The organism is Nostoc sp. NMS9, assembly GCF_017114995.1.
Taxonomy (GTDB): Bacteria; Cyanobacteriota; Cyanobacteriia; order Cyanobacteriales; family Nostocaceae; genus Nostoc.
In genome coordinates, this window is record NZ_JABXKL010000074.1 from 164,887 (window position 1) to 190,475 (window position 25,589).

Here is a 25,589-nt window from a genome sequence, read left to right on the forward strand (position 1 = left end):
GCTAAATTTAAGTAGGTAGAGTTTTGGAGTTGATCATGCTTAAGCAACTCATCTTAGAAAACTGGAAAAGTTTCCGTTATGCAGAGCTTCCACTTGACCCTTTGACTGTTCTGATTGGTACAAATGCAAGTGGTAAGTCTAATGTGGTTGAAACGTTAGAGTTGCTCAAAAGAATCGTTAGAGGTGAGGATATTGAAGTAGCTTTAGAAGGAAATAAAACTCTTTCCTCCATTCGAGGCGGTGTTGAATGGGCTGCTCTTAAACCAGAAACTCAATTTATATTAAAACTACTAGTTCAAGGTGAAGATGACAATACAGATTATTTTTATAGTATTACAGTACAGACTAAACCAGATGTTCATATTGTCCAAGAATCTCTTGAGATACAAAAAATTTCATCAAATTCTCAGAGTAATTATGAAAAGTTAATCAATAATAATCTATTAACTCATAAATCATATTTGTCAGAAGTTAACTACTTATTTGCACAAGGGAAAAAGGAACATGATAACTTGAAGCTAAAACTTAGTAAGTTACATAATGCCAACCAAGAGTTATTACAAAAAGTTAATATACTAAAAGAAAAAATAACTAATAATGAGGTAAAATTTGAAGTAATTATTGAAAAAATAGAAGATGTCAAGAAACAAACAAATGATTTAATTGAAAGAAACTATGAAGATGATGATAACTTTAATTTACTTAGTAATTATCTCGACATAATAAATATTATAATTAATAAAATTAGTAGTATTTTTATATTAAATCCCGTTCCTTCTACGATGCGCGATTATTCACGCTTATCTGACATCTTAGAAAGCGATGGTTCTAATATTGCTGGTGTACTAGCAGCATTGGATGGTGAACAAAAAGCCGAAGTCGAATCAACTCTATCAGCCTACATCAGAGATTTCCCTGAAGGCGATATTAAAACAGTATTTGCAGAACCAATTGGTAGACTTAAAACTGATGCGATGCTTTACTGTGAAGAAGAATGGAAGCCTGGAGAGATGACACTAATAGATGCTAGAAGTATGTCAGATGGAACTCTCCGCTTTCTAGCAATTCTCACAGCACTACTAACTAGACCAGAAGGTAGTCAACTAGTAATTGAAGAAATAGATAATGGTCTTCATCCCTCACGTGCAGAATTGCTGGTAAGAATACTGCGAGAAATTGGTAGCAAAAGAAAAATTGATATTTTAATAACTACTCATAATCCAGCTTTACTTGATGCTTTAGGGCCAGAGATAGTTCCTTTTGTGGTTGTCGCACACCGCGATAAAGAAACTGGAGAAAGCAAACTTACACTTTTAGAAGATATTGATAATTTCTCTAAACTATTTGCATCATATTCTTTGGGCGATATGACAACTAAGGGTGCAATTGAAAGAAGCCTTTCTCGTAATGAATAGTTACTAATATGAGAAAGGTGCTACTCATCGATACATCGCTTTTATGCGTTTGGTTAAAAGTTCCAGGTAGAGAAACTGCTGGTAATAATGAATGGGATTTTGAGCGTGTAAATCAAAAAATCCAGGTAGAAATCGCCAAATCAACAACGCTGGTACTACCTTTAGCTGCTGTTATAGAAACAGGTAATCACATTGCACAGGCTAAAACAGCAAATTCAGAAAGTAAACGTATAGCATCTGAAAAATTTGCCGAAATTATGACTTATGCAGCTGATGAAACCACACCTTGGGCTAAGTTCCGTGAGCAAATTGTTCTTTGGGAGGAGGAAGAATTGAAAAACTTACAGAACCAGCCCTTTCAAGGTGAGCATCTGTACTATCCAAGTTTTTACGGCATTTCAGGCATCGGTTGGAATTGAGCAAAGAATCTATGCATTAAACTCCAAATTTTTCGACTGTAAATTAAGCGATCGCAATCGCCAAAATCCCAAAATTGGGTTAAAAACATCATTTATTTTATAGTACAAACGTTCACCTTGAAAGGGCTAGTTCTGACTTAGCCGCTAAATTCCCCAATCAAGCTGTAGAAAAGACTTCTATGGGTGATGCTAGTATTGTCATCTTGGGTTGGCACTATTACCAAAAAGGTTTCCATGTAGAATTTTTGACTGATGATGACAAGCTAAAATCTCAAGAACCACCTCCACCACAGCCACCTACACGCCGAAGCAGCCGAACAAAAGCATAAAATATCCTTGAGCGATTACTATTTACCCAAAATAGAGGTTTTTTAACTAACTTGTCAGGAATTAAGTTGCATCGGAATTGTAATAATAAATTCAGTTCCTTCTTTTACAGTAGATATACATTGCAGTTGACCACAATGTTTTTCCACAACAATTTGATAGCTGATAAATAGCCCTAATCCAGTGCCTTTACCGACGGGTTTAGTAGTGAAGAAGGGGTCAAATAATCGCTTTTGTATATCCTTGGGAATTCCAGTACCATTATCGACTAATCACTAGTGACTCCCCTGGATGGGGAGTTATTTAATATCAGTTAGCTAGCTAAAATGAAATTGGTACATTTTTAAATGCGGCTGTATCTGGCACAAAAATGTCTAAATTATTGATACCATCGGGAACTCTTAGCCAGATATAAGCATCTGCGGAGGCTTGTGGACGTACTTGGAACAAAGAAACACTTCCTGTTGAGCGATTAAGAGCAACTCCTTTGTAGGTTACGCTAGTGTCAGGATTGCGGGCTGTTGTACTAGCAACCGATATAATATCGCTACCAACAACTCCGTCTGTGGCAAGGCGACGAATACGCATTTGCAGATTTACCACATCACGGTTTCCAGTTTCTGGATCTTTAATTCGTTTTGCTGAAAGTAACTCAACTTCTGCCTTTTTGCCAAAAGCAGGCTGCACAAATTGACCAGGGCTAATTGCTGAAATTGTCGCACTAGCTGGAGATGGTGAGGCCGTTGCTTGTGGAGAAGTTGTAGCTGTAGGACTTGGCACTTGAGTAGGAATGCTGCTACTGACGACTGTATTAGTAGCATTTAGTGTCTCCCGTAACGTGAAAACTTCATAAGCTACATAGCCGCTACATCCCAAAGCCAAAGTAGAGAGTAATACAGCTACACCAGATAAAAATGTACTCACACCGTTGCCTCGATTTCGTGTTTCTGTATATGCAGGTTGACTTACGTTTCTATTTTGTAATCCCATAAATTATGTTTGTGCGATCGCCTATATATGAAACATGTGAACATCTTCCTTATACTAATTAAGTAACTTTACTGAGCCAATTCTTCTTTCTCCGGAAAGAAATTGTTCGCAAGGTAAAAATATCTGTCTTTAGGATAAGAAAAATTGGTGAGACTTAAGACTTTAAATCAACCACTATGTGTTTTATTAATATTTTTGACTAGCCAGATAGGATTTAGTTCTATTGCAAAAGCACAAACCCCAGTTGCACCAACAACTACCACAAAATCAATTTGCTCTAGCCAACTGGGAACAGCTATAGATGCTGTAATCAATCGTCCTTTATTTAGTCGGGGGCGCTGGGGAATTTTGATACAACCCCTGTCAACTGGACAAACTCTTTACAGTCGAGATGCTCAAAAATATTTTACTCCGGCGTCTAACCTCAAATTGCTGACAACAGCAGCTGCGTTGCAAGAATTGGGTGCTAATTTTCGGATTCGCACCTCTATTTATCAGAATGACAATGGTGTTTTACGTGTTGTCGGAAGAGGAGATCCTAGCTTAAGTGATACTGAACTGCAAAAATTGGCACAGCAGTTAAAACAGAAAGGTATTACCCAAATTCAGCGGTTGATTGCTGATGATAGTTATATTCAAGGTGATATTGTTAATCCCACCTGGCAATGGGAAGATGTGCAGTCAAGTGATGGCGTACCAGTCAGCAGCTTTATTCTAAATCAAAATATTTTTAGCTTCAAACTTGTACCACAGGCTGTAGGTAAATCTTTGCAAGTGGTGTGGATTGATGCTGGCGAAGCAAAACAGTGGCGGATAATTAATCAGTCAGTAACCGTCCCTCAAAATCAACCGAGCTACGTCAATGTCACCCGCGAATTATCAGGAACAGTATTACGAATTCAAGGACAACTGACAACGAATTCTGAAGAATCTTTAATAGATTTGCCTGTAGTTGACCCTAATTATTACTTCTTACGACGTTTCCGTACTGCCTTAGCAACAGAAAAAATTACTTTGGGACAAACATTAGTAGTAAATGGTGGTGTGAATCAAGGGGAAATAGCATTTGTAGAGTCGCCACCTTTAGCTGAATTATTAGCAGAAACTAATTTAAATAGTAATAATCTTTATGCTGAAGCATTACTGAGAGCATTAGCTGTGAAAAAAACCAGACTGAAAAATCAGACTAGTGCTGATGTCGGTTTAGAAGTTGTCAAAGCAAGTTTAACTAAATTGGGGGTCGATCCAGCTAATTACATTTTGGTCGATGGTTCAGGTTTATCACGTCGTGACTTAGTGACACCAGAAGCTTTTGTACAAACTCTGCGGGGAATGGCAAAAACCCCAACTGCATATATATATCGTGCATCTTTACCCGTGGCTGGTAAAAGTGGAACTCTGAAAGGCCGCTTTCAAGATACACCTGCTGAGGGCATTGTGCAAGCAAAAACAGGTACGTTAACGGGTGTAGTTTCTCTATCTGGATATATGAATGCGCCGAAATATGAGCCGCTAGTTTTTAGTATTATCGTGAATCAGTCGGATCAATCTGCAACAGTAATACGGCAGGCAATTGATGAAGTTGTTGTGTTGTTAACACAGTTGCAGCATTGTTAATATTATACTTTTCACTCCTAACTTGTTTCATGCCAGCCAAAATCTTACCACCGCCCCTAAAACCTGGAGACTTACTACGAGTAATTGCCCCTAGTGGTGCTTTGCGAGAATTCGAGGAATTTAAACAGAGTCTAGAAATTTGGCGATCGCGTGGTTATCAATTAGAAATCAGTCCCCAGATAGATGACAAATGGGGTTATCTAGCCGGAACAGACGAAAACCGCCGTCAACAGCTAGCAGCAGCATGGCAAGATCCTGATTGTCGTGGTATTCTCTGTGCCAGAGGTGGTTTTGGCAGCACCCGCATCTTAGAAAATTGGAATTGGCCAACTTCAGCGCTTCCCAAGTGGCTTATAGGTTTTTCTGATATCACAGCTTTATTATGGAGCCTTTATATAGCAGGAATTTCCGGCGTTCACGGTCCTGTAATGACAACTTTGGCAGATGAGCCAGATTGGTCAATTAAGCGATTATTTGATTGGCTAGAAGGTAGTTCTTTCACCCCTCTCAAAGGTTGCGGTTGGGGTGGTGGTGTGATTAATGGTACTTTGCTACCAGGTAATCTGACAGTGGCTACTCACCTTTTGGGTACACCAATCTTGCCACATCTGGATGGTGTAATTCTGGCCTTCGAGGATGTTACCGAAGCACCTTATCGTATTGACAGGATGTTGACACAGTGGCGTTTGAGCGGTGCTTTATCTCAAGTCTGCGGTATTGCGTTGGGCGGTTTTACTCGTTGTGAAGCGCCACCAACTATATCTAGTTTTAGTGTAGAAGAAGTATTGCGCGATCGCTTGGGCGATTTGGGGATTCCGATTGTCTCCGATTTGCCTTTTGGCCATGATAGTCCCAATGCAGCCTTACCAGTGGGTATAGAGGTAACTTTAGATGGGGATGCAGGAATATTAGCGATCGCGCATCCACATTAAGTTAAAATCAGATCCGCTTAAGGTTAAACAGTCATAATCCACTCACAGAATAATGTGCTAAATGCTGTGGTAAATTCCAATTAATTTTCGGATCTGGCTGATGTCTTACTGGCTCAACATTCCCACGCCAAGCAGCCCCCATAATTTGCATAGTTTGGTAAATGATTGTATTCCAACCCTTTTGCTTTAAGTAATCTAAGCCTTGTGTGACATCAGGAGAATTTAAATCATGGAATAAAATTAAAGCATCCGCCTCAGCCAATTGTTCGCAGATAATCGTATCATTGAGAGGCGCTGGTGCTTCATGATCGCCATCAATAAAAATCAATGACCACTTACATTGTAATTGTTTAGCTAATTCCTCTACCTTTTGTGGGCTATAACCGTCCACTAAATTAACGGAGTCAAGAACATTAGCCAGTCGCAAGGAAGTAGTTACACTTTCATTAACATCTTCTTTGGCTAAAACAGGATCAATTACATCTAATTCCACTCCTGCTAATGCCAGATGGCAGGCAGACCAACCCCGCCAACAACCAATTTCTAAAGCTTTTTTTCCAGCAAATTTGAGTGCTGTATTATATAAAATATGTGCTTCATCTCGATTCAGGAACCCTATGAATGGCTCTTATCTATCCACATTGGACGTAAATAAGGCCAATAGGAACTCTTGGGATCTTCAACGATCATATTGGGAAAGGCGGAATCAGGATAAATTATCTCAAATCCGGGTGAAATATAGTCCCAAGTTGACAATGAGACATTTTTAATAATTTCATTAGTTTCAGTCATATTTGTTCTTCTCTAAAGAATTTGTTATCTACGAATTTTGTCAGCTTTACCAACCGAATACAGTACCATATTATGGTTGAATAGTTAATACTGAGAAAAAATCATAGTTTTCAGAATTGATACAATCCTCAAAGGAGAATGATCTCACCTCCTTTAGGGTAATTCCTTCTAGCGGAGCCTTGTGATAATTTAGAGTACTATACGCACGGGGTGTAAATTTAGCGATTGCATGGTTATGCTAAGAACCCTTTTTTTCAGTACTAATACCTAATTTTAATTACAATCCATTATGAGTCCAATAAAATTTGACCCAATGCCAGAAATATCAGTTGTCATCTGTACTTATGATCGCGCCAAATATTTAGATAATGGCATTAATAGTGTTATCAATCAAACCTTTAAAGATTGGGAACTTATTATAGTCGATGATGGTAGCCAAGACAAGACCTTTGAAATTGTCAATCCTTATGTCCAGAAATTCTCCAATATTCGATATCTCAAACATCAAAATAAAAAACAATCCTACGCTAAAAATGCTGGTATTCAGGCATCCTTTGGCAAATATATTACACTTCTCGATAGTGATGATGCTTACAAAGCCAATCATCTAGAATCACGGCTTGAATATATGAAAAATCATCCAGAAATTGATTTAATTGAAGGTGGATTTGCCAGTGATGAAGAGATTTTTGTAGCGGATTATTTTCAGCCAGGTAAAACAATTAATTTGCGAGAATGTGTTTTAGGCCCGACATTTTTCGGCAAGAGAAAAGTATTTTTTGAGTTAGGGGGCTTTGAAAACATCCACTATGGAGAGGATACAGATTTTTGGCATCGGGCAGCAAAAACTTTTAAAACGCAAAAAGTCACTGTCCCAGAAACATATCTTTACACAAGAGCGGAAACCAGTGTTACCAAAAGTGTTTTAGAAGAGTATTCATAAAATCAGGCAAATAGAGAAGATAAGTCAGAAGTTGCTGCTTCACTCCCCTGCTGACTGTATAATTATTTCTATCATTCTGTACTACTAAATTTGAGTTTGTCTATTTTGCTAAAGTGAGTGAAATCTAACTGTAGTATGCATATTTGTCATATAGTTTTGAATAACCTTGGTGGAGCGCCAAAAGTAGCGGATTCGCTAATTTCTTCTCAGGTCAAAGCTGGCTATAAAGTCTCTACCGTGGTACTTACTATTTTAGATCCACGATGGAAGGTATCTTTTAAGGCAGCCCAAATAGTCATTGTGATGAAAATTGCAGGTACTTTATTTTATATTGGCAGAGCGATACATCAAATATGGGTAGCAATCCAATTAAATAGGATTATTGCTGAACAGAAACCAGATATTATTATTTGTCATAGTGCATTTATCACTAAACTATTTTATTTATCTCAGTTTATCCCTGGAAGTTTATCTATTCCATATATTAGTTATATCCATAGCGATTATATTTCTGAATCACAGACTGAACGCACAACAAACCCTATCAGTGAATTGATTAATAACATATCTATAAGTATTACTAGCCGGATTGATTTGCAGGCTCTTCAGCAATCTAACGGACTAGTTTTTGTATGCAAAGCTCTTTATCAAAGATTTGCAAATATTGGCTTTAAGCACCGTCGAATAGTGATATCTTACAATCCAGCTATAGATGATATAAATAACCAACCTCTTCATCCTATAGCCAAATCTTGGTTTGACAATTCGCAGTTGATTGCCTTTGTATGTGCTTCTAGATTTCACCATCAAAAAGACCATAAAACCTTACTCAAGGCATTTGCTAAAGTTAGTGAAAATCACTTAAATATTCGGCTGATTTTGCTAGGAGACGGGGAATTAGAGACAGAATTAAAAGCTCTGGCAACTTCTTTAGCTATTAATAATATTGTCCTCTTTGCTGGTTTTGTAAGTAATCCTAGAGCTTACTTCTCACAATCTAGAGTGGTTATACTTGCTTCTCATTTTGAAGGCTTACCACTGGTTCTTGTTGAAGCTGTAGCCAGTGGAGTAACATTTATTGCTAGTGATTGTCCAGTTGGCCCTCGTGATATTTTTGAAGTACTGAAATGTGGAACGATACTGCCACCAAGCGATGTTGATGCATTAGCAGAAGCTATCATTGACCATGTAAAAACTCCTCAGCAGAAGATTGATCGCTCTGAGCAAATTACACAATTCTTTAGTGAAACTAGCTGTGCCAACCAGTTAGAAAGTTTAATTGAGCAAGTTGTTTCTCAATCGGTGTAATTAATTAGGAATAATGTGCTAAATGGACTATCTTTATATCTAAAAAGTTTGTATGAATATTAATTTTCTAACTTCTAAAATTAGATATTTTTGGTGTTTATTGACAAATTCTGCTGGTCAGCTTTCAATTTTAGGAATTATTCTGAGTTTGTCTCTGATATTTTTATCTAGTTGTCAGGGAATTAGACAAAAGGACGACGGGGTAATTCATCTGACACTTTGGCAAGCTATTAATCCACCTTCACATCGAGAGATTTTTGAAAAATTAGTAGATAAATTTAATCAAACTCATCCTGATATTCAGGTTGAGTCTATGTTTGAACCGGAACCCAATTTACCAAAAATATTAACATCAGTTGTTGCTAATGTGCCCCCAGATATCCTGTCATTCCACCCTGAATATACAGGTCAATTTGTGGAATTAGGGGCACTTCGACCTTTAGAAGATTGGTTGGACAAATTGCCCATCAAGTCAGACATTAGACCTAACTTATTAGAAGAAATGCAGTTAGATGGTCATATTTGGTCAGTGCCAATGCACACCAGTAATATTGGAATTTTTTACCGACCTAAACTTTTTAAAGCTGCGGGAATTACAGAAATACCCAAAACCTGGGAGGAGTTGAGACAAGTTGCCAAAAAATTAACTATAGACCGCAATCGGGATGGCCGCCCCGAACAGTATGGTATGTTACTGCCTTTAGGAAAAGGTGGATGGACTGTGGTTAGTTGGTTGCCGTTTTTATATAGTGCTGATGGCGAGATAGTAACCAATAATCGCCCGAATTTAACGAATGCAGGTGCGATCGCGGCCTTAAAATTTTGGCAAGACTTGATCGAAGATGGTTCAGTAATGCTTTCTGCCCCAGAACGAGGTTATGAAGAGGAAGCTTTTCTTACAGGTCGTGTTGCAATGCAAATTACAGGCCCTTGGACGTTAATCATGAAATCTGAGGTCGATCATCAGGTATTACCCATACCAGCAGGTGTCAAAGCTGCTACAGTCACAGGTACTGGAAATTTTTTTGTGATGAAGACTACACCAGCAAGAGAGCAAGCAGCATTCAAATTTTTAGAGTATGTTTTGAGCGAGGAATTCCAAACAGCATGGAGTATGGGGACGGGTTTTTTGCCAGTTACCCTCACATCAGCTCAAAGCAAAGCTTATCAGCAATTCATCAATGAAAAACCAGTGTTAAAAGTGTTTTTTGACCAATTACCTGTGGCACATTCTCAACCAACTATTGCTGGATATAGTCGTCTTTCTGACAGTCTTGGTCGAGCTATAGAAGCGACAGTACTAGGAGAGTCTGCTGAAAAAGCCCTCAAGAAAGCACAAGAGCGTTTAGATTTGATTTGGGATGACAAATAAATTAGAACTAGTAGTTCATGTAAAATAAATTACTGTAATTAACTACTAGCATTGGTAAGAATTCCTACAAGTACTCGCACTAATTCTTCCAAACCTTCTGGAACGCGATAAAGTTTGATATCTTGCATGACCCGTTTATCTTGCCGATAAAATATTCCAAATCGCCAATCTTCTCCATTTGTTACAGCACCATACAAAGTTGGTGTTTGCGAATCTGTCCATTGGTCGAGTGCTATCAATTCAATTGCAAGTTGAGTAAACCCCCGGCTTAAATCGGATTGCTTGGCTTCAACTACTAACAGTGAATTGGAAGATGAAATATAGTAATCAAAACTTCCTTTGAGTTGTTCGCTAACATTAATGGGGTACTCAATGTTTAGTTGAGTTTGCGTTTGGTCGCAAATTTCCAACAAAATAGGAGCAATTAAAACTTCACGTTTTGCAGCTTCACTGATAGGATTTACGTGCATGATATTGCGCCGTAAGTAACGCTGTAAAAACTCTAAATAGTCAATTATACCTGAATATTGTGGTAGTTGTAGCGATGCGCGTTCGTAACTACATCCCAGTTCCGCCAAGATATCTGCTGGGGCATAAGGTAATTCAAAATACTTACTAAATGTATAACTTTGACCAAGTTGGAGAATGCGCGGGCGAGTCATAAATATTAAGGTTGTGGAATATATCGATAAAAGTTAGGAAGAGACTCCAGTTTTGGGATGTAAATTTCTTTTTAATCTACACAAACCAATTGCTGGTATGGCTCCTAAAATAGCTGCTGTAAGTCCTTGTCCACTCCAATATAGTATGGGAGTACGGTAGGTTTCTGGAATAAAATTTTGCATAATAAAAAGTAACCAAACCAAAATAGTGATCCAGAAGAAAGAGATTGAGGGTAAAAAATTCCACCACCAAATGCCTGCTGTATATCGCCTCAATACCAGCCATTGGCAAATCCCTAGCCAAATTCCAGAAATTATATATGCGATCGCAGACAAAAATCCAAAAATCAAAGTATCTTCAGAAGATGATGAGGCAATGGTTGAAATGTAGTTAATCCAGGCTGTAGAAACACCATTGGCAATCAGCCAACCTACACTAGTAGCAAATAGCCACTGCCAACCCGGTAAATATCGGTAAAGCACAAAAGCTTGGTCAGCAGCGAAAATCACGGCAAATACAACGTTACTAAGACTTCTAACCAAAATGCTCCATGTTTGTGGTTGGATAACAACGCTAGGTGAGAGAATTTGGAGAATAATTTTCTCTAAAGCGATACTGGCAACGCCACCCACAACCCATCCGATGAGGGTCATTAAGGTAAACTGAATAAAGAACCTCTGTCGCTGCGATCGCGGAATCAAAAACTTTCCTAGATTAGGCTTGTTATTAGTAGATGCAAGATGATCGGGATTATTAGAGTCAGTTTGCATAACAAGTTAGGGGAGTGAGGGAATAGTGAGATCACGGAGATAGGGGAGCAGAGGGAGAATAACTAATGCCCAATGCCCAATCCTCAATTAAATATTGATTCTTGTTTTACCCTATTTCTCAATCACCAGTCCCTATTTTCTATTCCCCACTCACCACTCGTCACTTCCCCAAGGCGAGAATATTATGTCAATAATAACAGTCTATTCTCAATAGAATTTCATTAACCTATTCTTCTTGCTAAAGATTTAGGAGTAGCCCATCCTAGACATCGCTTTGAGTCTGGGAAACTAAATCAAACTATAAATGGTGATTTTTGGTTGGTTCTTAACCTTGGTTGCGATCAAGAGTAATTTAGATGCGTTTGTTCTGCCCACTACAATTGCACAATAACCTTCACTTAATCTTTAAAGAAATTTTAGTATATACACCGTATCTTTTGCGAGTTATAAAAATCAAAATAGGATTACAAAGCATCAAGATAAACTTACATCTTCGAGCTTGTTTTACCCAACAACAGTCAGATATAAAGACCTAACAATCTTTGTGATTTTCTTCTAATTTGTTGGAGTAATGAAACCAGCTTTTCATAGCTAGGTTTCAAGAAAAGTTCAGTCTTAATTCTCTTTGTGTTCTTCAAGCTCTATTACTAGAATGCTGCAAAAATTATCATTGGCTTTAATCGGAACAACTATTGCGATCGTGAGTGCAAATCCAGCTAGTGCTGTGACTATGCAAGTCAACAGTGGCCCGTTTTCTAGCTACGCTGATGCCAAAACTGTCACCTTTGACGATGGCACAGCAAACGATCCTAATGGATTTGTTACTTATTCTAATATTACTTCTAACATTGTTCAAGGTAGCGTATCTGGTCAATACGCCTCACCTTATGGGGATAACACCAAATATCTAACAATTTCTCCATCAGGTAGTAATGTTGCAGGTGACAGTGGTTTTGTTAATATTAACTTCAAAGAAGCTGTTAATTACTTCGGTTTTTATGCAGGCTCATTGGATAGTTACAACTTTGTTGACATTTACAAAGGCAATCAGTTGTTAAAGAGTTTTAGTGGTGCAGATGTGCCAACTGCTATAGCTGATGGTAGTTGGACTAGCTCTCAAGCTAATATGTTTGTCAATCTTGTAGCTGATACAGGAGAAACATTTGACCGAGTTGTGATGCGCTCAAATGGTATTGCCTTTGAAACAGATAACCACGCCTATAGACTAGCCGAGAGCGTTCCCGAACCTAGTGCGATGTTAGGTGTGTTAGCAATAGGTGCTTGTGGTATGACTTCACTTTTCAAACGCTCACAACATAAAGCGACAGTGAAAGGATAAATTGATCGCGATACCGATTGAAAACCCTTAAGGATGTGTCTCTACGTCAAGCGTAGAGACACATTTGTTATTTGTCATGCAGTTTTCCTCATGCGTTCCCTTGATGTATAAGCCAGAGGTGCATTTCTACGTGGAACTCAAAGCGATGATTTCATCAGATAAACCAAAAAAAGAATAATTTGTGGCACTTGGTGGCATTAATTACTGTAGTCAAGCCAACCGAGCGCTCATATCCAATAATCAAAATATTATAAAATAATATTACTTTATGCCCTGCTACTCACCTTTTCCTAACAACGTGCTGGAAAAGCGTAATCCCAGAATGATAAGCTAAACAGTGGCATAAATAGGATGAAGTAATAAATGGGTGTTTCTTTAACAACTCCTCATCTCTTACGGGCTGCTCGTGGTGAAGTAGTAGATCGTCCCCCTGTATGGATGATGCGACAAGCGGGACGATATATGAAAGCATATCGAGACTTAAGAGATAAGTATCCTTCGTTTCGCGATCGCTCGGAAATTCCAGATGTAGCAATTGAAGTTTCCTTGCAACCGTGGAAAGCCTTCCAACCAGACGGAGTAATTTTATTTTCTGATATTGTCACGCCATTACCTGGTTTGGGCATTGACATGGACATTGCGGAAGGTAAAGGGCCAATTATTCACTCACCCCTCCGCACTCAAGAACAAATTGATAGTTTGCATCCTTTAGAACCAGAAGCAGCTCTACCATTTATCAAAACAATTTTGCAAGCGCTGCGTTCGGAAGTAGGCGATAAATCAACGGTGTTGGGCTTTGTGGGTGCGCCGTGGACGTTAGCAGCTTATGCGGTTGAGGGAAAAGGTTCTAAAACCTACTCCATCATCAAAAACATGGCATTTTCAGATCCGACGATATTGCATCAACTGTTAGCTAAATTAGCAGATGCGATCGCCATCTATGCCCGCTACCAAATTGACTCTGGCGCTCAAGTTGTGCAAATGTTCGATTCTTGGGCGGGTCAATTGAGTCCTCAAGATTATGATACTTTTGCTCTCCCCTATCAGCAAAGAGTTTTCCAGCAAGTCAAGCAAACCCATCCTGATACACCTTTGATTTTGCTAGTTAGTGGTAGTGCGGGTGTGTTGGAAAGAATGGGACAATCTGGCGCCGATATAGTCAGTGTAGACTGGGCAGTGGATATGGCAGACGCACGAGCCAGATTGGGTAAGCAAGTGAAAGTTCAAGGAAATCTTGACCCAGGCGTGCTATTTGGCTCTAAACAGTTTATCCGCGATCGCATTCTCGATACGGTTCGCAAAGCTGGTAATTGGGGTCATATTCTCAATCTCGGTCACGGTGTCTTACCAGAAACTCCCGAAGAAAATGTCGCTTTCTTCTTTGAAACCGCAAAGGAATTGAATCTTGTAGGAGTTAAGAGTTAAGAGTTATGAGTTATGAGTTATGAGTTAGGAGTTATGAGTTAGGAGTTATCAGTTGCGAAGTGCAAAGTTATTTTTAACTCCTCACTTCTCACTCCTAACTTTATTTTTAACTCCTGATTCGGAACTTTTAACTTTATTTTTAACTCTTTAGTTTTAACTCCTAACGTTTGATAAATTATCTATGAGCCAGAAACGGATTTTAGTGACTGGTGCAAGTGGTTGTGTAGGTCATTATTTAACAGAAGCCTTAATTAAGGAAACAGATCACGAACTGTATCTACTAGTTAGGAACCCAAGCAAATTACAAGTTGATACTAAGGCACGTTCAGGTATCAACGTTTTACAAGGTGATATGCAAAATATTCGCCAGTTTGCCGATTTGCTATCCACAATTGATACGGCGGTACTCACAGCCACAGCTTGGGGTGGTGATGAGACATTTGATATTAATGTCGTCAAGACTATAGAGTTGTTGGAACTGCTAGATCCAGAACGTTGCCAACAGGTGATTTATTTTTCGACAGCTAGCGTTTTGGATCGCTACAATCAACCATTGAAAGAAGCCGGGGAAATTGGGACAGATTACATCCGTTCTAAATATGAGTGCTTAGAGAAAAAAGAAAAATTAGCGATCGCACCCAAAATTACCACAGTATTTCCGACTTTAGTATTGGGTGGGGATGCTAATAAACCCTATTCTCCTGTCACATCTGGCATTCCAGAAGTTACGAAATATATTAATTTGATTCGCTTTTTGGAAGCAGATGGCAGTTTTCACTTTATCCACGGACGAGATATTGCCACTGTCGTACGATATTTAATTGATCATCCTGCCAAAAATGATCAACCACGTCGGCTTGTTTTAGGTCAAGCACCATTAACTGCTAATCAAGCAGTGAAACAAGTTTGTGCTTATCTGGGCAAAAAGATTTACTTTCGCATTCCCATATCTATAGCATTGGCTAATTTGATTATTGTTCTGTTCCGCATTCGGATGGCCGCTTGGGATCGGTTCTGCATGAACTATCGGCATTTTACCTATGAAAAATTCATCAATCCCGATAGTTTCGGCTTGCCAAATTATTGTGCAACCATGAGTGATGTTTTGAAAATTAGCGGTGTTGAAAAGGCTAAAAATTGATTATAATCTGTGGCTTTTGACAACGTTTGTAAAATATTAGCAGAAAATTATCCTCATCTCGTAGAGAGCCTCTGGGGTTTTCTCCATTAGCGACTGGCGTCATTGAGTATGGGTGAAGAATGGAAAATTACCTCTTTCCTCTCTGCTCCCCAGTGCCTTCATTTGAGTTAAAAATATCAATGGTAAAATAAAACAACTTTAATAAAAAGTCAATAACTCTTTATTTTCGTTAGAGTGGGATAACAATCAAAGTGTGAGGATTGATACTACATGCGAATCTTGTTAGTGTATCCGATATTTCCTAAAACCTTTTGGTCATACGAAAAAATCTTGGAGTTAGTCGATCGCAAGGTTTTATTACCACCTCTGGGTTTAGTAACAGTAGCGGCGATTTTGCCCCAAGAATGGGAATTCAAACTGGTCGATCGCAACATCCGCCCCGCAACAGAAGCAGAATGGGCATGGGCAGATGTAGTAATTCTCTCTGCGATGATTGTCCAGAAACAAGATTTACTTGAGCAAATCCAGGAAGCAAAAAAACGTGGCAAGTTAGTCGCAGTTGGCGGCCCCTACCCCACATCTGTACCTCACGAAGTTGAAAATGTTGGCGCAGATTTTCTAATTCTGGATGAAGGGGAAATCACGCTGCCCATGTTTATTGAGGCAATTGAACGGGGTGAAACTTCTGGGACTTTCCGCGCCACAGAAAAACCTGATGTCACAAGTACACCAATACCCCGCTTTGATTTATTAGAATTGAATGCTTATGACATGATGTCGGTGCAGTTTTCGCGTGGGTGTCCCTTCCAGTGCGAATTTTGCGACATTATTGTTCTCTACGGGCGCAAACCGCGCACCAAAACCCCAGCCCAACTTTTAGCAGAGTTAGATTGCCTCTATGAATTGGGTTGGCGGCGGGGTGTGTTCATGGTTGATGACAACTTTATTGGCAACAAGCGAAATGTGAAGTTGTTGCTGAAAGAGTTAAAAGTCTGGATGGCAGAACATAAGTATCCCTTCCGATTTGACACTGAAGCTTCAATTGACTTAGCACAAGACTCAGAAATGTTGGAGTTGATGGTTGAGTCTGGTTTCTCGGCGGTGTTTTTGGGAATCGAAACGCCGGATGAGGATAGTTTGCAAATGACCAAGAAGTTTCAAAATACTCGCAGTTCTCTAACTGAGGCAGTGGAAACCATCACCAGGGCGGGATTGCGCCCAATGGCTGGGTTTATTATTGGGTTTGATGGCGAAAAAGCAGGTGCAGGCGATCGCATTGTCCGCTTTGCTGAACAAGCAGCAATTCCCTCAACGACCTTTGCGATGTTACAAGCGTTACCTAACACTGCGCTTTGGCATCGCCTGAAAAAGGAAGGACGACTGCGGGAAAATCAAGATGGTAACATCAACCAAACAACATTGATGAACTTCCTGCCTACTCGTCCCCTGGAAGAACTTGCCAGAGAATATATTGAAGCATTCTGTACTTTATATGACCCAGTACAGTATTTAGATCGCACCTATCGCTGCTTCTTGATGATGGGCTTGCCCAGTTGGAAAGCCCCAGCAAAAATGCCAGAGTGGGTAGTTGTGAAAGCGTTGCTGATTGTAATTTGGCGACAAGGAATCAAACGGGAAACCCGCTGGAAATTCTGGCATCATTTGTTCAGCATTCTCAAGCGTAACCCTGGAGTGATTGAACATTACATTTCTGCTTGCGCCCACAACGAGCATTTTCTGGAGTATCGCCAAATTGTGCGCGATCAGATTGAAAGTCAGCTAGCTGAGTATTTGGCACAAGGTGCAGAAACGCCTTATGTACTAGTGAAAGAAAAAGCTGAGGAAAAAGCGGAAGCGGTAGTTAGTTAAGGTTGGTAATGGGTAATAGTAAATAAATTACTTATTACCCGTTCTCAATTAAAATTATGCAAATCCAATATTTGAGTTTAAATTACTTTACAACCATGCGCTTAAAATAGTACTCTCCTAACTTGATTAGCAGGGGTAGAAGTGGTGTCACTACAGAAAGCAAGTATTGACGGAAGGTTGTAACATCAAAAGGCCACACAGGAAAATCATTAGTCAATGTGTAGATAGAACGCAATTCTTGAAGTTTCACAGCTTCTTTCTTCAAAGTTTCTCCATCGCTACTCAAGCTTGTGTGAATGCGTTTATAATCTATTTGAAACTGCTTGGCAATCTCGCCTAGTAATTCTTGTTTAGCTTTTTTCATACCTCTGCTGGCGGCAAGGAGAGGGCCAAAAAAACATACTAAGGAGATGGGAATATAGAGTAGGATTGTGAAATTAAAATACCAATACTCCTGCGCGATTCCTTGACTAATAAATTGATACTTACTCAATGTGATCATCGTACCAAATATAGCTGCTAGATAAGCTGTATTCAATGAATATCGGCTCAACGGACTTAAACCGCCACAGCGATCGGGGTGGAGTGGATTAATTTTAAGTTGCTTATTATTCTTACCCAAAAGTTCATGCAGTAACCAAACATTAGTTGTTAGGTTCAAGACTAATACACTTCCTGCGTAAAATATTGCAACAGCGTTAATTGCACCCGTCAAGGCAGGAATTCCTCCATCAGATCCTGTCCAGTTAGAAACATCTTGCTGTACGGAGAAATACCAGATTCCAAAAGCGATCGCTGTTACTAATCCAAAAAATTGACGCCACGACTTTTGGTAAGGCAATAATACCAAATTAATTTCTGCTTCGGTAGTGTCAACAATATCCGATTGCTCAAGGTATTCAATTAGCTGATAGATTGCCTTAAATGACCACAGGTAATAGCCAAAGATAACTGGATTGAGCAGGCAGATCCATACCCAGGCGAACCAATCCTGTAGCAATCCTAAATGTTTTTCATGTAATATCAACGTCTTACTTAGCGTAGCAGCAATTAAATAAAGACCAGATGTAATGACGATTGAGAGCATTCCTAAACTGACAGGTGTCAATTGGCATTTGTCAATTAACCAACGGGCAACAGGATCAGCGCGATAAAAGTCTTGCTTTTGCATACTGTTTCTTAAAACTAATATGCTATCCTCTTTTTCTAATTTTTGTTTAAAATTATACTTATCTTGATTTATGTCTACTTGTATTTACTTGTATTAGCTATTTTGCCTTTCCCATCCCAGTGATTTGAAAAATTAACTCTGCGGCTTTACTCATTAGCGAAGTGTTAATCTCAAGTTGATAATTCCCCTGTTTTAAAATCTCCATCACAACTTTACTGAAATCTGCGTTACCTTTCCTCGCACCCAAACCATTAATTGCACATTCAATTTGTCTCACGCCACAACTTAAAGCAATGAGTGAATTATCTACCGCCATACCCAAATCATCATGACAGTGTACTGAAACGACAACTCGATCAATATTTGGTACTCGATTAAAAATCATTTGTAGAAGTTGCGAAAACTCTTCTAGCGATGCCAAACCTAAGCTATCAGGAATGCTAACAGTAGTAGCACCACTTTTGATTGCAGTTTCAATAGATTTACACAAAAAATCTGGCTCACTTCTGGGAGCATCAAAAGCGCTCCATTCTACATCATCACAGTAATTGCGTGCTAGAGAAACACTCTCTTTGATTGTTTCTAATACTTCTTCTTTGGTTAATTTAGACTGATTTTTAAGATTTACCGGAGTATAAGTGTGAATTCTACCTCTGATTGCTGGTTTAATTGCTTCAGCAAGAGTGATTATTTCATTTGAATTGGAACTAGCTAGCCCACAAATAGTAGAATTTTTAATTATTTTAGAAATATTAAAGACTTCATCAAAATCTTTTTGAGAACTTGCTGGATAACCAACTTCAATAATATCTACTCCCATTTCTTCGAGTAATTGAGAGATAGTGATTTTTTGTTGTAAATTCATCTTTACACCAGGCGTCAATTCTCCATCACGCATGGTGGTATCAAAAATAATTACTTTGTGATTATTTCCTGACATATTGGCTAGAGATAGCGATCGCTTTTGTTAAATGCAATATTAAGGAATATCCTCACTTAAGAAAACTGTCTCTAAATCCCGATAACCACTGACAATACGTGCAACTTCTACACCGCCATCAATGGGACGATAAAATATCAAGTAATCTTCTATCGGGAAACTCCGTAAACCACTGCCAAAATTATCGCAACTTTGCCCCATATTAGGAAAATCAGCCAACAATTTACACTGCTGTTTAATTTTCTCGTTGAGTCTTCCAGCCGCATCAGGATTAAAGCGGGCAATATAGCTGCTAATTTCTTTCAAATCTAATCTAGCTGAAGGCGCTAAAATACACCTACTCATTATTTAGCAGCCTCAGCTTGTTGCATTTGGGCTTGGGCGCGTCGAATATCTTCCTCTATTTCCGCAAATACCTCTTCACCATCAATTCCTTCACCACGTTCGAGTTCGTCAATACCAACTTGGATTTTAGCTTTCAATTCTGCTAAACGTTTTTCTTGAAGGCGATCACGTTCATCTAGCAATCTCAATGCTTCACCCATCACCTCACTCACTGAGTGGTATCGACCACTATTAACCTTATCCTTAACCAACTGCTCCAGTTCTGGGGTCAAAGATACATTCACAATTATTACCTCATTCCATTTACTCTATATCCTAACCGAAAGGAGTTGGAGCAAAGTTAATTCGCCGCTGTTTGGGCTTCTTGATAAATTATTTCTTGAAACTGGATCATATCTTTTTGTGGATCGGCGTGGCTAACTTTCACCACTATCTGTTCGCCCAAGTTCACAGAACGTTTGAAAACCATTGGCAACTGCAAGCCCAAATCTTCTAACAAAATTAGGGCTAAGTTGCTGTCTTCTCGCAACCACATCAACACTGTCACATCCCAAGTTTCCTCTGGATGACGGCGTAAATACTCTAGAGCATAATATCTATTAGTTTGTCGTTCCACCATCGTCACCTCTTGGGTGATGCTGGTGACAGTCATCATCACTTCTTTAAGTTGATCTGCGGAAAATGGTAGAACTTCACCCCGCAAATGGGCTTTCAGTTGGAAGTGGGTGAGTAAGTCACTGTAGCGGCGGATGGGAGAGGTTGCTTGGGTGTAGGTATCTAAACCCAAACCTGCATGGCGCAGCGGCGTAATGCTCATTTCACTCTTGGGCATACAACGACGCATAGCGCAAGCGCGAACGAATCCGGCTGGAAGTAGAAGCAATTCCTCATCTGGAGGTAATTCTGGTTGCGGTTGACCGCGAAAGGGCAAAGGTATGTTATGAGTTTTACCATAACGAGCCGCAACTTCACCGGCAACAATCATCATTTCTGCTACCAGTTGCCGTGATGGGGAATCGTCCAAAATATCAATGTAGATCTCCTCACCTTTGACTTTGATTGTCGCTTCGGGCATGGTGATGCTAATTGCCCCTTGGGCGTAACGCCAAGCTTTACGCCGCTGTGCCCAAGTTGCGATCGCTGCAATTTCCGGTTCTGCCTGTACCCGTAATTGCAGCATTTCATCTACATCTTCGTAGGTGAGGCGATAAGTCGGCTTAATGAAGCTGGTATGAATGCTGTAATCTTCTACTGCCCCAGTTGTACCTAAAATAATCCCGAAACTGAGGGCGCAACAAACCTTTCCCTGGATCAGACTCATTGGCCCAGTTGCCAACACTTCTGGAAACATGGGAATCATTCCCGTCGGTAAATAGACTGTACTACCGCGCTTTCTGGCTTCCAAATCTAATTCATCTTCCGGTACTAACCATCTAGTAGGATCGGCGATATGCACCCACAAGCGTTCCCGTCCATCGGGGAGTACTTCCCAACTTAGACCATCGTCGATCTCCGTGGTAGTTTCATCATCAATGGTGTAAACCTTCAGGTGAGTCAGATCAAGGCGGTTTGTATCTGAGTCAATCGGCGGGAAATCCAAACGCTGTTGCGCCACTTCTAATACCTTATGAGGAAATTGAATTGGAATTGAAGAACGACGCAGGAACAAGTTTTCATAAGGACTCCAGCAACCCAAATCCACCAATAGTTGAAAGGCTCCTTGGGGTGTTGTGGGTCGTCCCAGCATGGTCATAGTTTCTAATACCGCAGCACTAGGCGGATAAGCACGAGCCAAGGAGTCATAATTAACTCCCGTCCGCACGGTGTCAGCTATTAGCGCTGCATATTTTTCTAGTCCTTCTAAGCGCTGGCGATCGTGGCGCTGCCACTCTACTGCTTCACCTTTGAGTGCTTGCTCTACACGAGTTAAAAATTCCTGCTGTCCTTTAGCTTTTAGTGCCTCTACTTCCAGTTGGTGCTTGCGTTCTGCCACTTGAGCAGCAGTTCTCGGCTCGTAAGCGTCTCCTTTCTGCTTGAAATAAAGTTTGTCGTCTGATAACAAGCAATAGGCGGCATAACAAGGAGGTGCGGCTGATTCTGAAAATAGCAGATTCGCCATTTGGTCTGGGGTAACTGTTTCGCCATCTTCAACCAGTAATTCCCAAGCCACTTCTAAACTAGATGGGTCTAAATAAGGCTTGATCTGCTCCAAAAAGCTGGCAATCTCAGAAGCTTTGTAAGTCTGTCCGGTAACTGTATAGGTTATTTGTCTAGGCGCGAGGCTGTGGGATTGACCACGTTCGTCTACCACAAACCAGCGGGTTTTTCCGTCTGGACGTTCTACGATGCCCAGACGGCGATCGCCTTGAACCCTAAATTCAACTAGCGTCCCCTTCTCCACAACTCTCGCACTCTAATTTGGTGAACAGTTTAAATAGTTTTAAGTTAGGAGTTAGGAGTTAGGAGTTTTAATTCTTAACTCATGACTCATCACTCATAACTCTTTTTAGCCTTCCGCATTGATAAATGGCAACAAAGCCACAATCCGCGAACGTTTAATTGCTAATGTCAACTCTCGCTGTTGCTGAGATGTAAGTCCAGTAATCCGACGTGGCAGTATCTTTCCCCGCTCGGTGACAAACTTACGCAATAAATCAACATCTTTATAATCGATTGGTTCTCCTGGCTTGATCGGAGAAAGGCGACGACGGAAATAACTCATCTTTTTTACTTAATTTCCTTGTGAACGGTATGTTTGTTGCAGTGGGTGCAGAACTTTTTCAGTTCTAGCCTGTTAGTGGTGTTGCGGCGATTCTTGGTACTGGTATAACGTGTAACACCAGCAGAACGCTTATCTGGATTTGTCCGGCACTCAGTACACTCTAGTGTGATAATAATGCGGGCACCTTTACTCTTAGCCATAATCTTACAAACAGTGAAGCCTGAAGAGAATTAACACAAATGACTATCTTCTCACATTCCGCCGCATATTTTCAACTAATCTTTTAATTTTTATATCGAGCGAGTAGCCACGACGCGACGAAACGATGAAAGTTCCACAATAGCGATCGTGTAAAGCCTGCCGCATCTGGGTATCAGAGAAGGCAGTCCCGCAATCAATTGCTAGGGGAATTACTAGCAGTATAGCAGTGGGATTGGCTCTAATATTGCTCAGGGCAATTGACACTAATAAAGCACCCAAGCCGATAATCGCTTCTCGCTTCATTAGTGAGAGCAAATCTGGAATTCTGCCCACTACTTCTCCATCTTCGACTGACAACACCTTTAAATCGAACGCCCAACGCCCTAAACTTTGCCCTTGATTGTTGTATACCACTAGCACCCGCAAAACCAGCCAAAGTATTACAAAAACTAAGATTTCAACAAATTGAATCCCGATATCGCTGCCTCCCAGTAGAGAACTGATTAACCAGACACCAAGGAAATCAAGTCCCAATGCCATACCTCGTCGCCCAATCTCAGCCTTGGGATAGTGTTTTTGGGGAACTCGTTCGATTGTCATACAAAACAAGTATTTTTATTTAGGGGTTAGGAAATAGTGATCGCTCCTGTTTTTAATATTAAGATGATGACTCGGCTAGTTGCTGCGCTAGAAAAGAACAAAAACCAGTTAACAAAAATTTGTGCAACTAACAACTGCATAACTCAAAAATAGGATTAAGCTTTTATGGCAGTTTTGATACTCTGCTGATACTTAGTAAGCATCTCACAGAGTAGCCGTTACACGTCATGGATGCAACACACAGCAGGGTTGTACATCTGTATTGTATTGTTGTAGAAACTTAATTTTAATTAATTTCGGGGTTGCATTGATGACACATCTATTTACTAGAACAGCTATTAGTCTGGTGACGACTACTGCTTTAGCCTTAGCGATCGCCATAACCACTAACGACCTAGCTCATGCTGCTGAGTTCAACTTTAACTGGAAAGGAGACACAGGTTATTCAGCTAAAGGTTCATTTAACTACGATACATCAACTGCTCCCAGCGTCATTTCTGAAACAGGCTTGAGAGCTACGAAGAACTTGCAATCTCTCTCAATTTCCTTCTTTGATCCCTTGAGTAATCTCATAAATAGTTTCACTCCCGTACTTAGTGGTATATCTAACTACAGCTATTTGAGATTCAACTTTGATAGCACTAAAGAGCAAATCTTTGGCCCCTTTGATGTTGGCAAGGATAATGATCTTGCTGGTGACACATGGCTTAATAATAATCTCGCACTCATAGATGAAGATTCGAGTGATGAAGTTGTAGCTAAAGAATTTGGTTTGTATAACAGAAATGCAGCAGGCACAAAGCAAATACTAGATTTAAGCAACAATTCGGTTCAGGTATCCAAAGTCCCTGAAGGAAGCATAATTATCGGTTTACTAGCAGTGTGTAGTTTGGGATTTACCGCTTATAGAAATCTAGACAAAGCTACCCAAGAATAAAAGAAAAGTTGGAGGCGATCGCTATGTTATCAGTCAGCGATGCACAAGCAATTATTTTAAATTTGGTGCAGCCGTTGGATTGTCAACGGGATACAGAAGTTGTAGATTTATTGACAGCAGATAGTCGCATTTTGGCAACACCTGTCACCAGTCCGCTAGATTTTCCCCATTGGGATAATTCGGCAATGGATGGCTACGCAGTTCGTTACGAAGATGTACAGCACTCTAGCACCGAACAACCAGCTATTTTAGAAATTGTTGAAGAGATTCCGGCTGGGTATCAGCCCAAGTCTACGATTCAACCAAGGCAAGCTGCACGAATTTTTACAGGTGCGGTGATCCCAGCAGGTGCAGATACTATAGTCATGCAAGAGAAGACACGCCGCGAGGAAAACCGCGTATTTATCCTAGATGCGCCAAAACCGCAAGAATTTGTCAGACATAAAGCATCTTTTTATCAAGCTAGAACACAACTACTACCAGCAGGAATTAAGTTAAATGCCTCAGAAATTGCCGTATTAGCAGCAGCACAGTGTCCGCAATTAAGTGTTTATCGTCGTCCGCGTGTGGCAATTTTTTCCACTGGTGATGAGTTGGTGACAGTTGAGCAACCGTTACAACCAGGGCAAATTGTGGATTCTAATCAGTATGCACTGGCAGCTTTGGTGAGACAAAGTGGCGCAGAACCGTTAATTTTAGGCATTGTGAAAGACGATCCAGTTGCTCTGGAGAAAGTTATTAACCACGCCATTGCGATCGCTGATATAGTTCTCTCTTCTGGTGGTGTCTCAGTGGGAGATTATGACTATGTTGACAAAATTTTAGAGTCACTAAGAGCAAAAATCCACATTCGGGCTGTACAGATAAGGCCAGGAAAACCCCTCACTGTCGCCACCTTCCCCAGTACAAATGCGATTAATCGCGTCTCTCCCTACTCAGCACTATACTTTGGTTTACCAGGAAACCCTGCTTCTGTGTTGGTGACATTTTGGCGGTTTGTGCTACCAGCAATCAAGAAACTTTCGGGAATTACTGAAGGTTGGGAACCAGTATTTTTGAAAGTGCGATCGCATGATGAATTGCGATCAGATGGCAAACGTGAAACTTACCTTTGGGGTAAATTGCATTTAATTAATGGTGTTTATGAATTTCACAAAGCTGGAGGTAGTCACAGTTCTGGCAATTTAATTAATTTAGCTCAAACCAATGCCTTAGGTGTTCTCCCAGTGGGTGAAACATTTATTTCTCCACAAGAAGAAGTGCAAGTTTTGCAGCTTAGTAACGGGTAATGGGGAGTAGGGAGTGAGGAGACAAGGAGACAAGGAGACAAGGAGACAAGGAGACAAGGAGA

Annotated in this window: 27 protein-coding genes and 1 pseudogene; 14 read left to right on the plus strand and 14 right to left on the minus strand. The window is 40.1% G+C overall.

The genetic code is table 11. From position 1 onward, the window contains the following. Positions 1-35 precede the first annotated feature (35 nt). The 3 genes from HWQ40_RS23065 to HWQ40_RS23075 all read left to right on the plus strand — a co-directional run bounded on the left by HWQ40_RS23065 (position 36) and on the right by HWQ40_RS23075 (position 2,163). A complete protein-coding gene (locus HWQ40_RS23065; protein ID WP_292782278.1) occupies positions 36-1,415 on the plus strand; it encodes an AAA family ATPase in 1,380 nt (459 codons plus the stop codon). Between the two features lie 8 nt (positions 1,416-1,423). Next, complete coding sequence (locus HWQ40_RS23070) at positions 1,424-1,834, plus strand: hypothetical protein (RefSeq protein WP_292782280.1); 411 nt, start codon at positions 1,424-1,426, stop codon at positions 1,832-1,834. Between the two features lie 179 nt (positions 1,835-2,013). Further along, on the plus strand, positions 2,014-2,163 hold the full coding sequence (locus HWQ40_RS23075; protein ID WP_292782282.1) for a hypothetical protein: 150 nt from the start codon (positions 2,014-2,016) through the stop codon (positions 2,161-2,163). A gap of 54 nt (positions 2,164-2,217) precedes the next feature. Here the strand turns inward: HWQ40_RS23075 and HWQ40_RS23080 are convergent. Continuing rightward, a pseudogene (locus tag HWQ40_RS23080) lies at positions 2,218-2,433 on the minus strand (HAMP domain-containing sensor histidine kinase); the annotation flags it as partial. Between the two features lie 49 nt (positions 2,434-2,482). After that, on the minus strand, positions 2,483-3,085 hold the full coding sequence (locus HWQ40_RS23085) for a hypothetical protein (RefSeq protein WP_292782423.1): 603 nt from the start codon (positions 3,083-3,085) through the stop codon (positions 2,483-2,485). A 213-nt stretch (positions 3,086-3,298) separates the two neighbouring features. Between HWQ40_RS23085 and dacB the strand changes: the two genes are divergently transcribed. Together dacB and HWQ40_RS23095 are read left to right on the plus strand one after the other, a co-directional pair. After that, positions 3,299-4,768, plus strand: a complete 1,470-nt coding sequence (gene dacB, locus HWQ40_RS23090) for a D-alanyl-D-alanine carboxypeptidase/D-alanyl-D-alanine-endopeptidase (RefSeq protein WP_292782284.1) — start codon at positions 3,299-3,301, stop codon at positions 4,766-4,768. A gap of 29 nt (positions 4,769-4,797) precedes the next feature. Then, positions 4,798-5,700: an LD-carboxypeptidase gene (locus HWQ40_RS23095; RefSeq protein WP_292782286.1), complete on the plus strand. Its 903-nt coding sequence runs from the start codon at positions 4,798-4,800 to the stop codon at positions 5,698-5,700. Positions 5,701-5,731: 31 nt separating this feature from the next. Here HWQ40_RS23095 and HWQ40_RS23100 read toward each other — a convergent pair whose 3' ends face one another. Then, entirely contained in the window at positions 5,732-6,319 is a 588-nt protein-coding gene (locus HWQ40_RS23100) for a class I SAM-dependent methyltransferase (protein ID WP_366934025.1), read from the minus strand. Then, positions 6,316-6,492, minus strand: a complete 177-nt coding sequence (locus tag HWQ40_RS23105; protein WP_292782288.1) for a hypothetical protein — start codon at positions 6,490-6,492, stop codon at positions 6,316-6,318. Before HWQ40_RS23105 ends, HWQ40_RS23100 begins: the two co-directional genes overlap by 4 nt. Positions 6,493-6,781: 289 nt before the next feature. On the opposite strand from HWQ40_RS23105, the gene HWQ40_RS23110 reads away from it, so the two are divergent. The 3 genes from HWQ40_RS23110 to HWQ40_RS23120 all read left to right on the plus strand — a co-directional run bounded on the left by HWQ40_RS23110 (position 6,782) and on the right by HWQ40_RS23120 (position 10,115). Further along, entirely contained in the window at positions 6,782-7,435 is a 654-nt protein-coding gene (locus tag HWQ40_RS23110; RefSeq protein ID WP_292782291.1) for a glycosyltransferase family A protein, read from the plus strand. Positions 7,436-7,570: 135 nt separating this feature from the next. Beyond that, a complete protein-coding gene (locus HWQ40_RS23115) occupies positions 7,571-8,743 on the plus strand; it encodes a glycosyltransferase (protein WP_292782293.1) in 1,173 nt (390 codons plus the stop codon). Positions 8,744-8,795: 52 nt separating this feature from the next. Next, entirely contained in the window at positions 8,796-10,115 is a 1,320-nt protein-coding gene (locus tag HWQ40_RS23120) for an ABC transporter substrate-binding protein (RefSeq protein ID WP_292782296.1), read from the plus strand. Positions 10,116-10,153: 38 nt separating this feature from the next. Here the strand turns inward: HWQ40_RS23120 and HWQ40_RS23125 are convergent, their stop codons facing one another. Together HWQ40_RS23125 and HWQ40_RS23130 are read right to left on the minus strand one after the other, a co-directional pair. Then, positions 10,154-10,777, minus strand: coding sequence for a hypothetical protein (locus HWQ40_RS23125; protein WP_292782298.1), 624 nt, complete (start codon positions 10,775-10,777; stop codon positions 10,154-10,156). Positions 10,778-10,810: 33 nt separating this feature from the next. Continuing rightward, positions 10,811-11,548, minus strand: coding sequence for a hypothetical protein (locus HWQ40_RS23130; protein WP_292782300.1), 738 nt, complete (start codon positions 11,546-11,548; stop codon positions 10,811-10,813). Between the two features lie 652 nt (positions 11,549-12,200). Between HWQ40_RS23130 and HWQ40_RS23135 the strand changes: the two genes are divergently transcribed. The 4 genes from HWQ40_RS23135 (at position 12,201) to HWQ40_RS23150 (ending at position 17,322) form a co-directional block, all read left to right on the plus strand. Then, positions 12,201-12,887 (plus strand): PEP-CTERM sorting domain-containing protein, encoded by a 687-nt coding sequence (locus HWQ40_RS23135; RefSeq protein ID WP_292782302.1) that lies wholly within the window; start codon positions 12,201-12,203, stop codon positions 12,885-12,887. Positions 12,888-13,250: 363 nt separating this feature from the next. Further along, entirely contained in the window at positions 13,251-14,312 is a 1,062-nt protein-coding gene (hemE, locus tag HWQ40_RS23140) for a uroporphyrinogen decarboxylase (protein WP_292782305.1), read from the plus strand. Between the two features lie 181 nt (positions 14,313-14,493). Next, positions 14,494-15,453, plus strand: a complete 960-nt coding sequence (locus HWQ40_RS23145; RefSeq protein ID WP_292782308.1) for an NAD(P)-dependent oxidoreductase — start codon at positions 14,494-14,496, stop codon at positions 15,451-15,453. Between the two features lie 270 nt (positions 15,454-15,723). Then, entirely contained in the window at positions 15,724-17,322 is a 1,599-nt protein-coding gene (locus tag HWQ40_RS23150; protein ID WP_292782310.1) for a B12-binding domain-containing radical SAM protein, read from the plus strand. Positions 17,323-17,404: 82 nt separating this feature from the next. On the opposite strand, the gene HWQ40_RS23155 is transcribed toward HWQ40_RS23150, so the two are convergent. The 8 genes from HWQ40_RS23155 to HWQ40_RS23190 form a co-directional block, all read right to left on the minus strand. Next, positions 17,405-18,493, minus strand: a complete 1,089-nt coding sequence (locus HWQ40_RS23155; RefSeq protein ID WP_292782312.1) for a hypothetical protein — start codon at positions 18,491-18,493, stop codon at positions 17,405-17,407. A gap of 97 nt (positions 18,494-18,590) precedes the next feature. Then, positions 18,591-19,433 (minus strand): 2-isopropylmalate synthase, encoded by an 843-nt coding sequence (locus HWQ40_RS23160; protein ID WP_292782314.1) that lies wholly within the window; start codon positions 19,431-19,433, stop codon positions 18,591-18,593. Between the two features lie 39 nt (positions 19,434-19,472). Next, positions 19,473-19,778 carry a type II toxin-antitoxin system RelE/ParE family toxin gene (locus HWQ40_RS23165; RefSeq protein ID WP_292782316.1) on the minus strand — a complete coding sequence of 102 codons (306 nt, stop codon included), beginning with the start codon at positions 19,776-19,778 and terminating at the stop codon, positions 19,473-19,475. Then, a complete protein-coding gene (locus tag HWQ40_RS23170) occupies positions 19,778-20,062 on the minus strand; it encodes a type II toxin-antitoxin system ParD family antitoxin (protein ID WP_292782318.1) in 285 nt (94 codons plus the stop codon). Before HWQ40_RS23170 ends, HWQ40_RS23165 begins: the two co-directional genes overlap by 1 nt. 56 nt (positions 20,063-20,118) lie before the next feature. Then, positions 20,119-22,179 carry a ribonuclease catalytic domain-containing protein gene (locus HWQ40_RS23175; RefSeq protein WP_292782320.1) on the minus strand — a complete coding sequence of 687 codons (2,061 nt, stop codon included), beginning with the start codon at positions 22,177-22,179 and terminating at the stop codon, positions 20,119-20,121. A 105-nt stretch (positions 22,180-22,284) separates the two neighbouring features. Beyond that, positions 22,285-22,500 carry a 30S ribosomal protein S18 gene (rpsR, locus tag HWQ40_RS23180; protein WP_012411240.1) on the minus strand — a complete coding sequence of 72 codons (216 nt, stop codon included), beginning with the start codon at positions 22,498-22,500 and terminating at the stop codon, positions 22,285-22,287. 5 nt (positions 22,501-22,505) lie between these two features. After that, entirely contained in the window at positions 22,506-22,700 is a 195-nt protein-coding gene (gene rpmG / locus HWQ40_RS23185; protein WP_099100649.1) for a 50S ribosomal protein L33, read from the minus strand. 43 nt (positions 22,701-22,743) lie between these two features. Continuing rightward, the gene (locus HWQ40_RS23190; protein ID WP_292782323.1) at positions 22,744-23,301 is read right to left on the minus strand and encodes an RDD family protein; all 558 of its coding nucleotides are present in this window, start codon (positions 23,299-23,301) and stop codon (positions 22,744-22,746) included. A 310-nt stretch (positions 23,302-23,611) separates the two neighbouring features. On the opposite strand from HWQ40_RS23190, the gene HWQ40_RS23195 reads away from it, so the two are divergent. Both HWQ40_RS23195 and glp read left to right on the plus strand, forming a co-directional pair. Beyond that, entirely contained in the window at positions 23,612-24,238 is a 627-nt protein-coding gene (locus HWQ40_RS23195; protein WP_292782325.1) for a hypothetical protein, read from the plus strand. 23 nt (positions 24,239-24,261) lie between these two features. Next, a complete protein-coding gene (glp, locus tag HWQ40_RS23200) occupies positions 24,262-25,527 on the plus strand; it encodes a gephyrin-like molybdotransferase Glp (RefSeq protein ID WP_292782328.1) in 1,266 nt (421 codons plus the stop codon). Positions 25,528-25,589 lie beyond the last annotated feature (62 nt).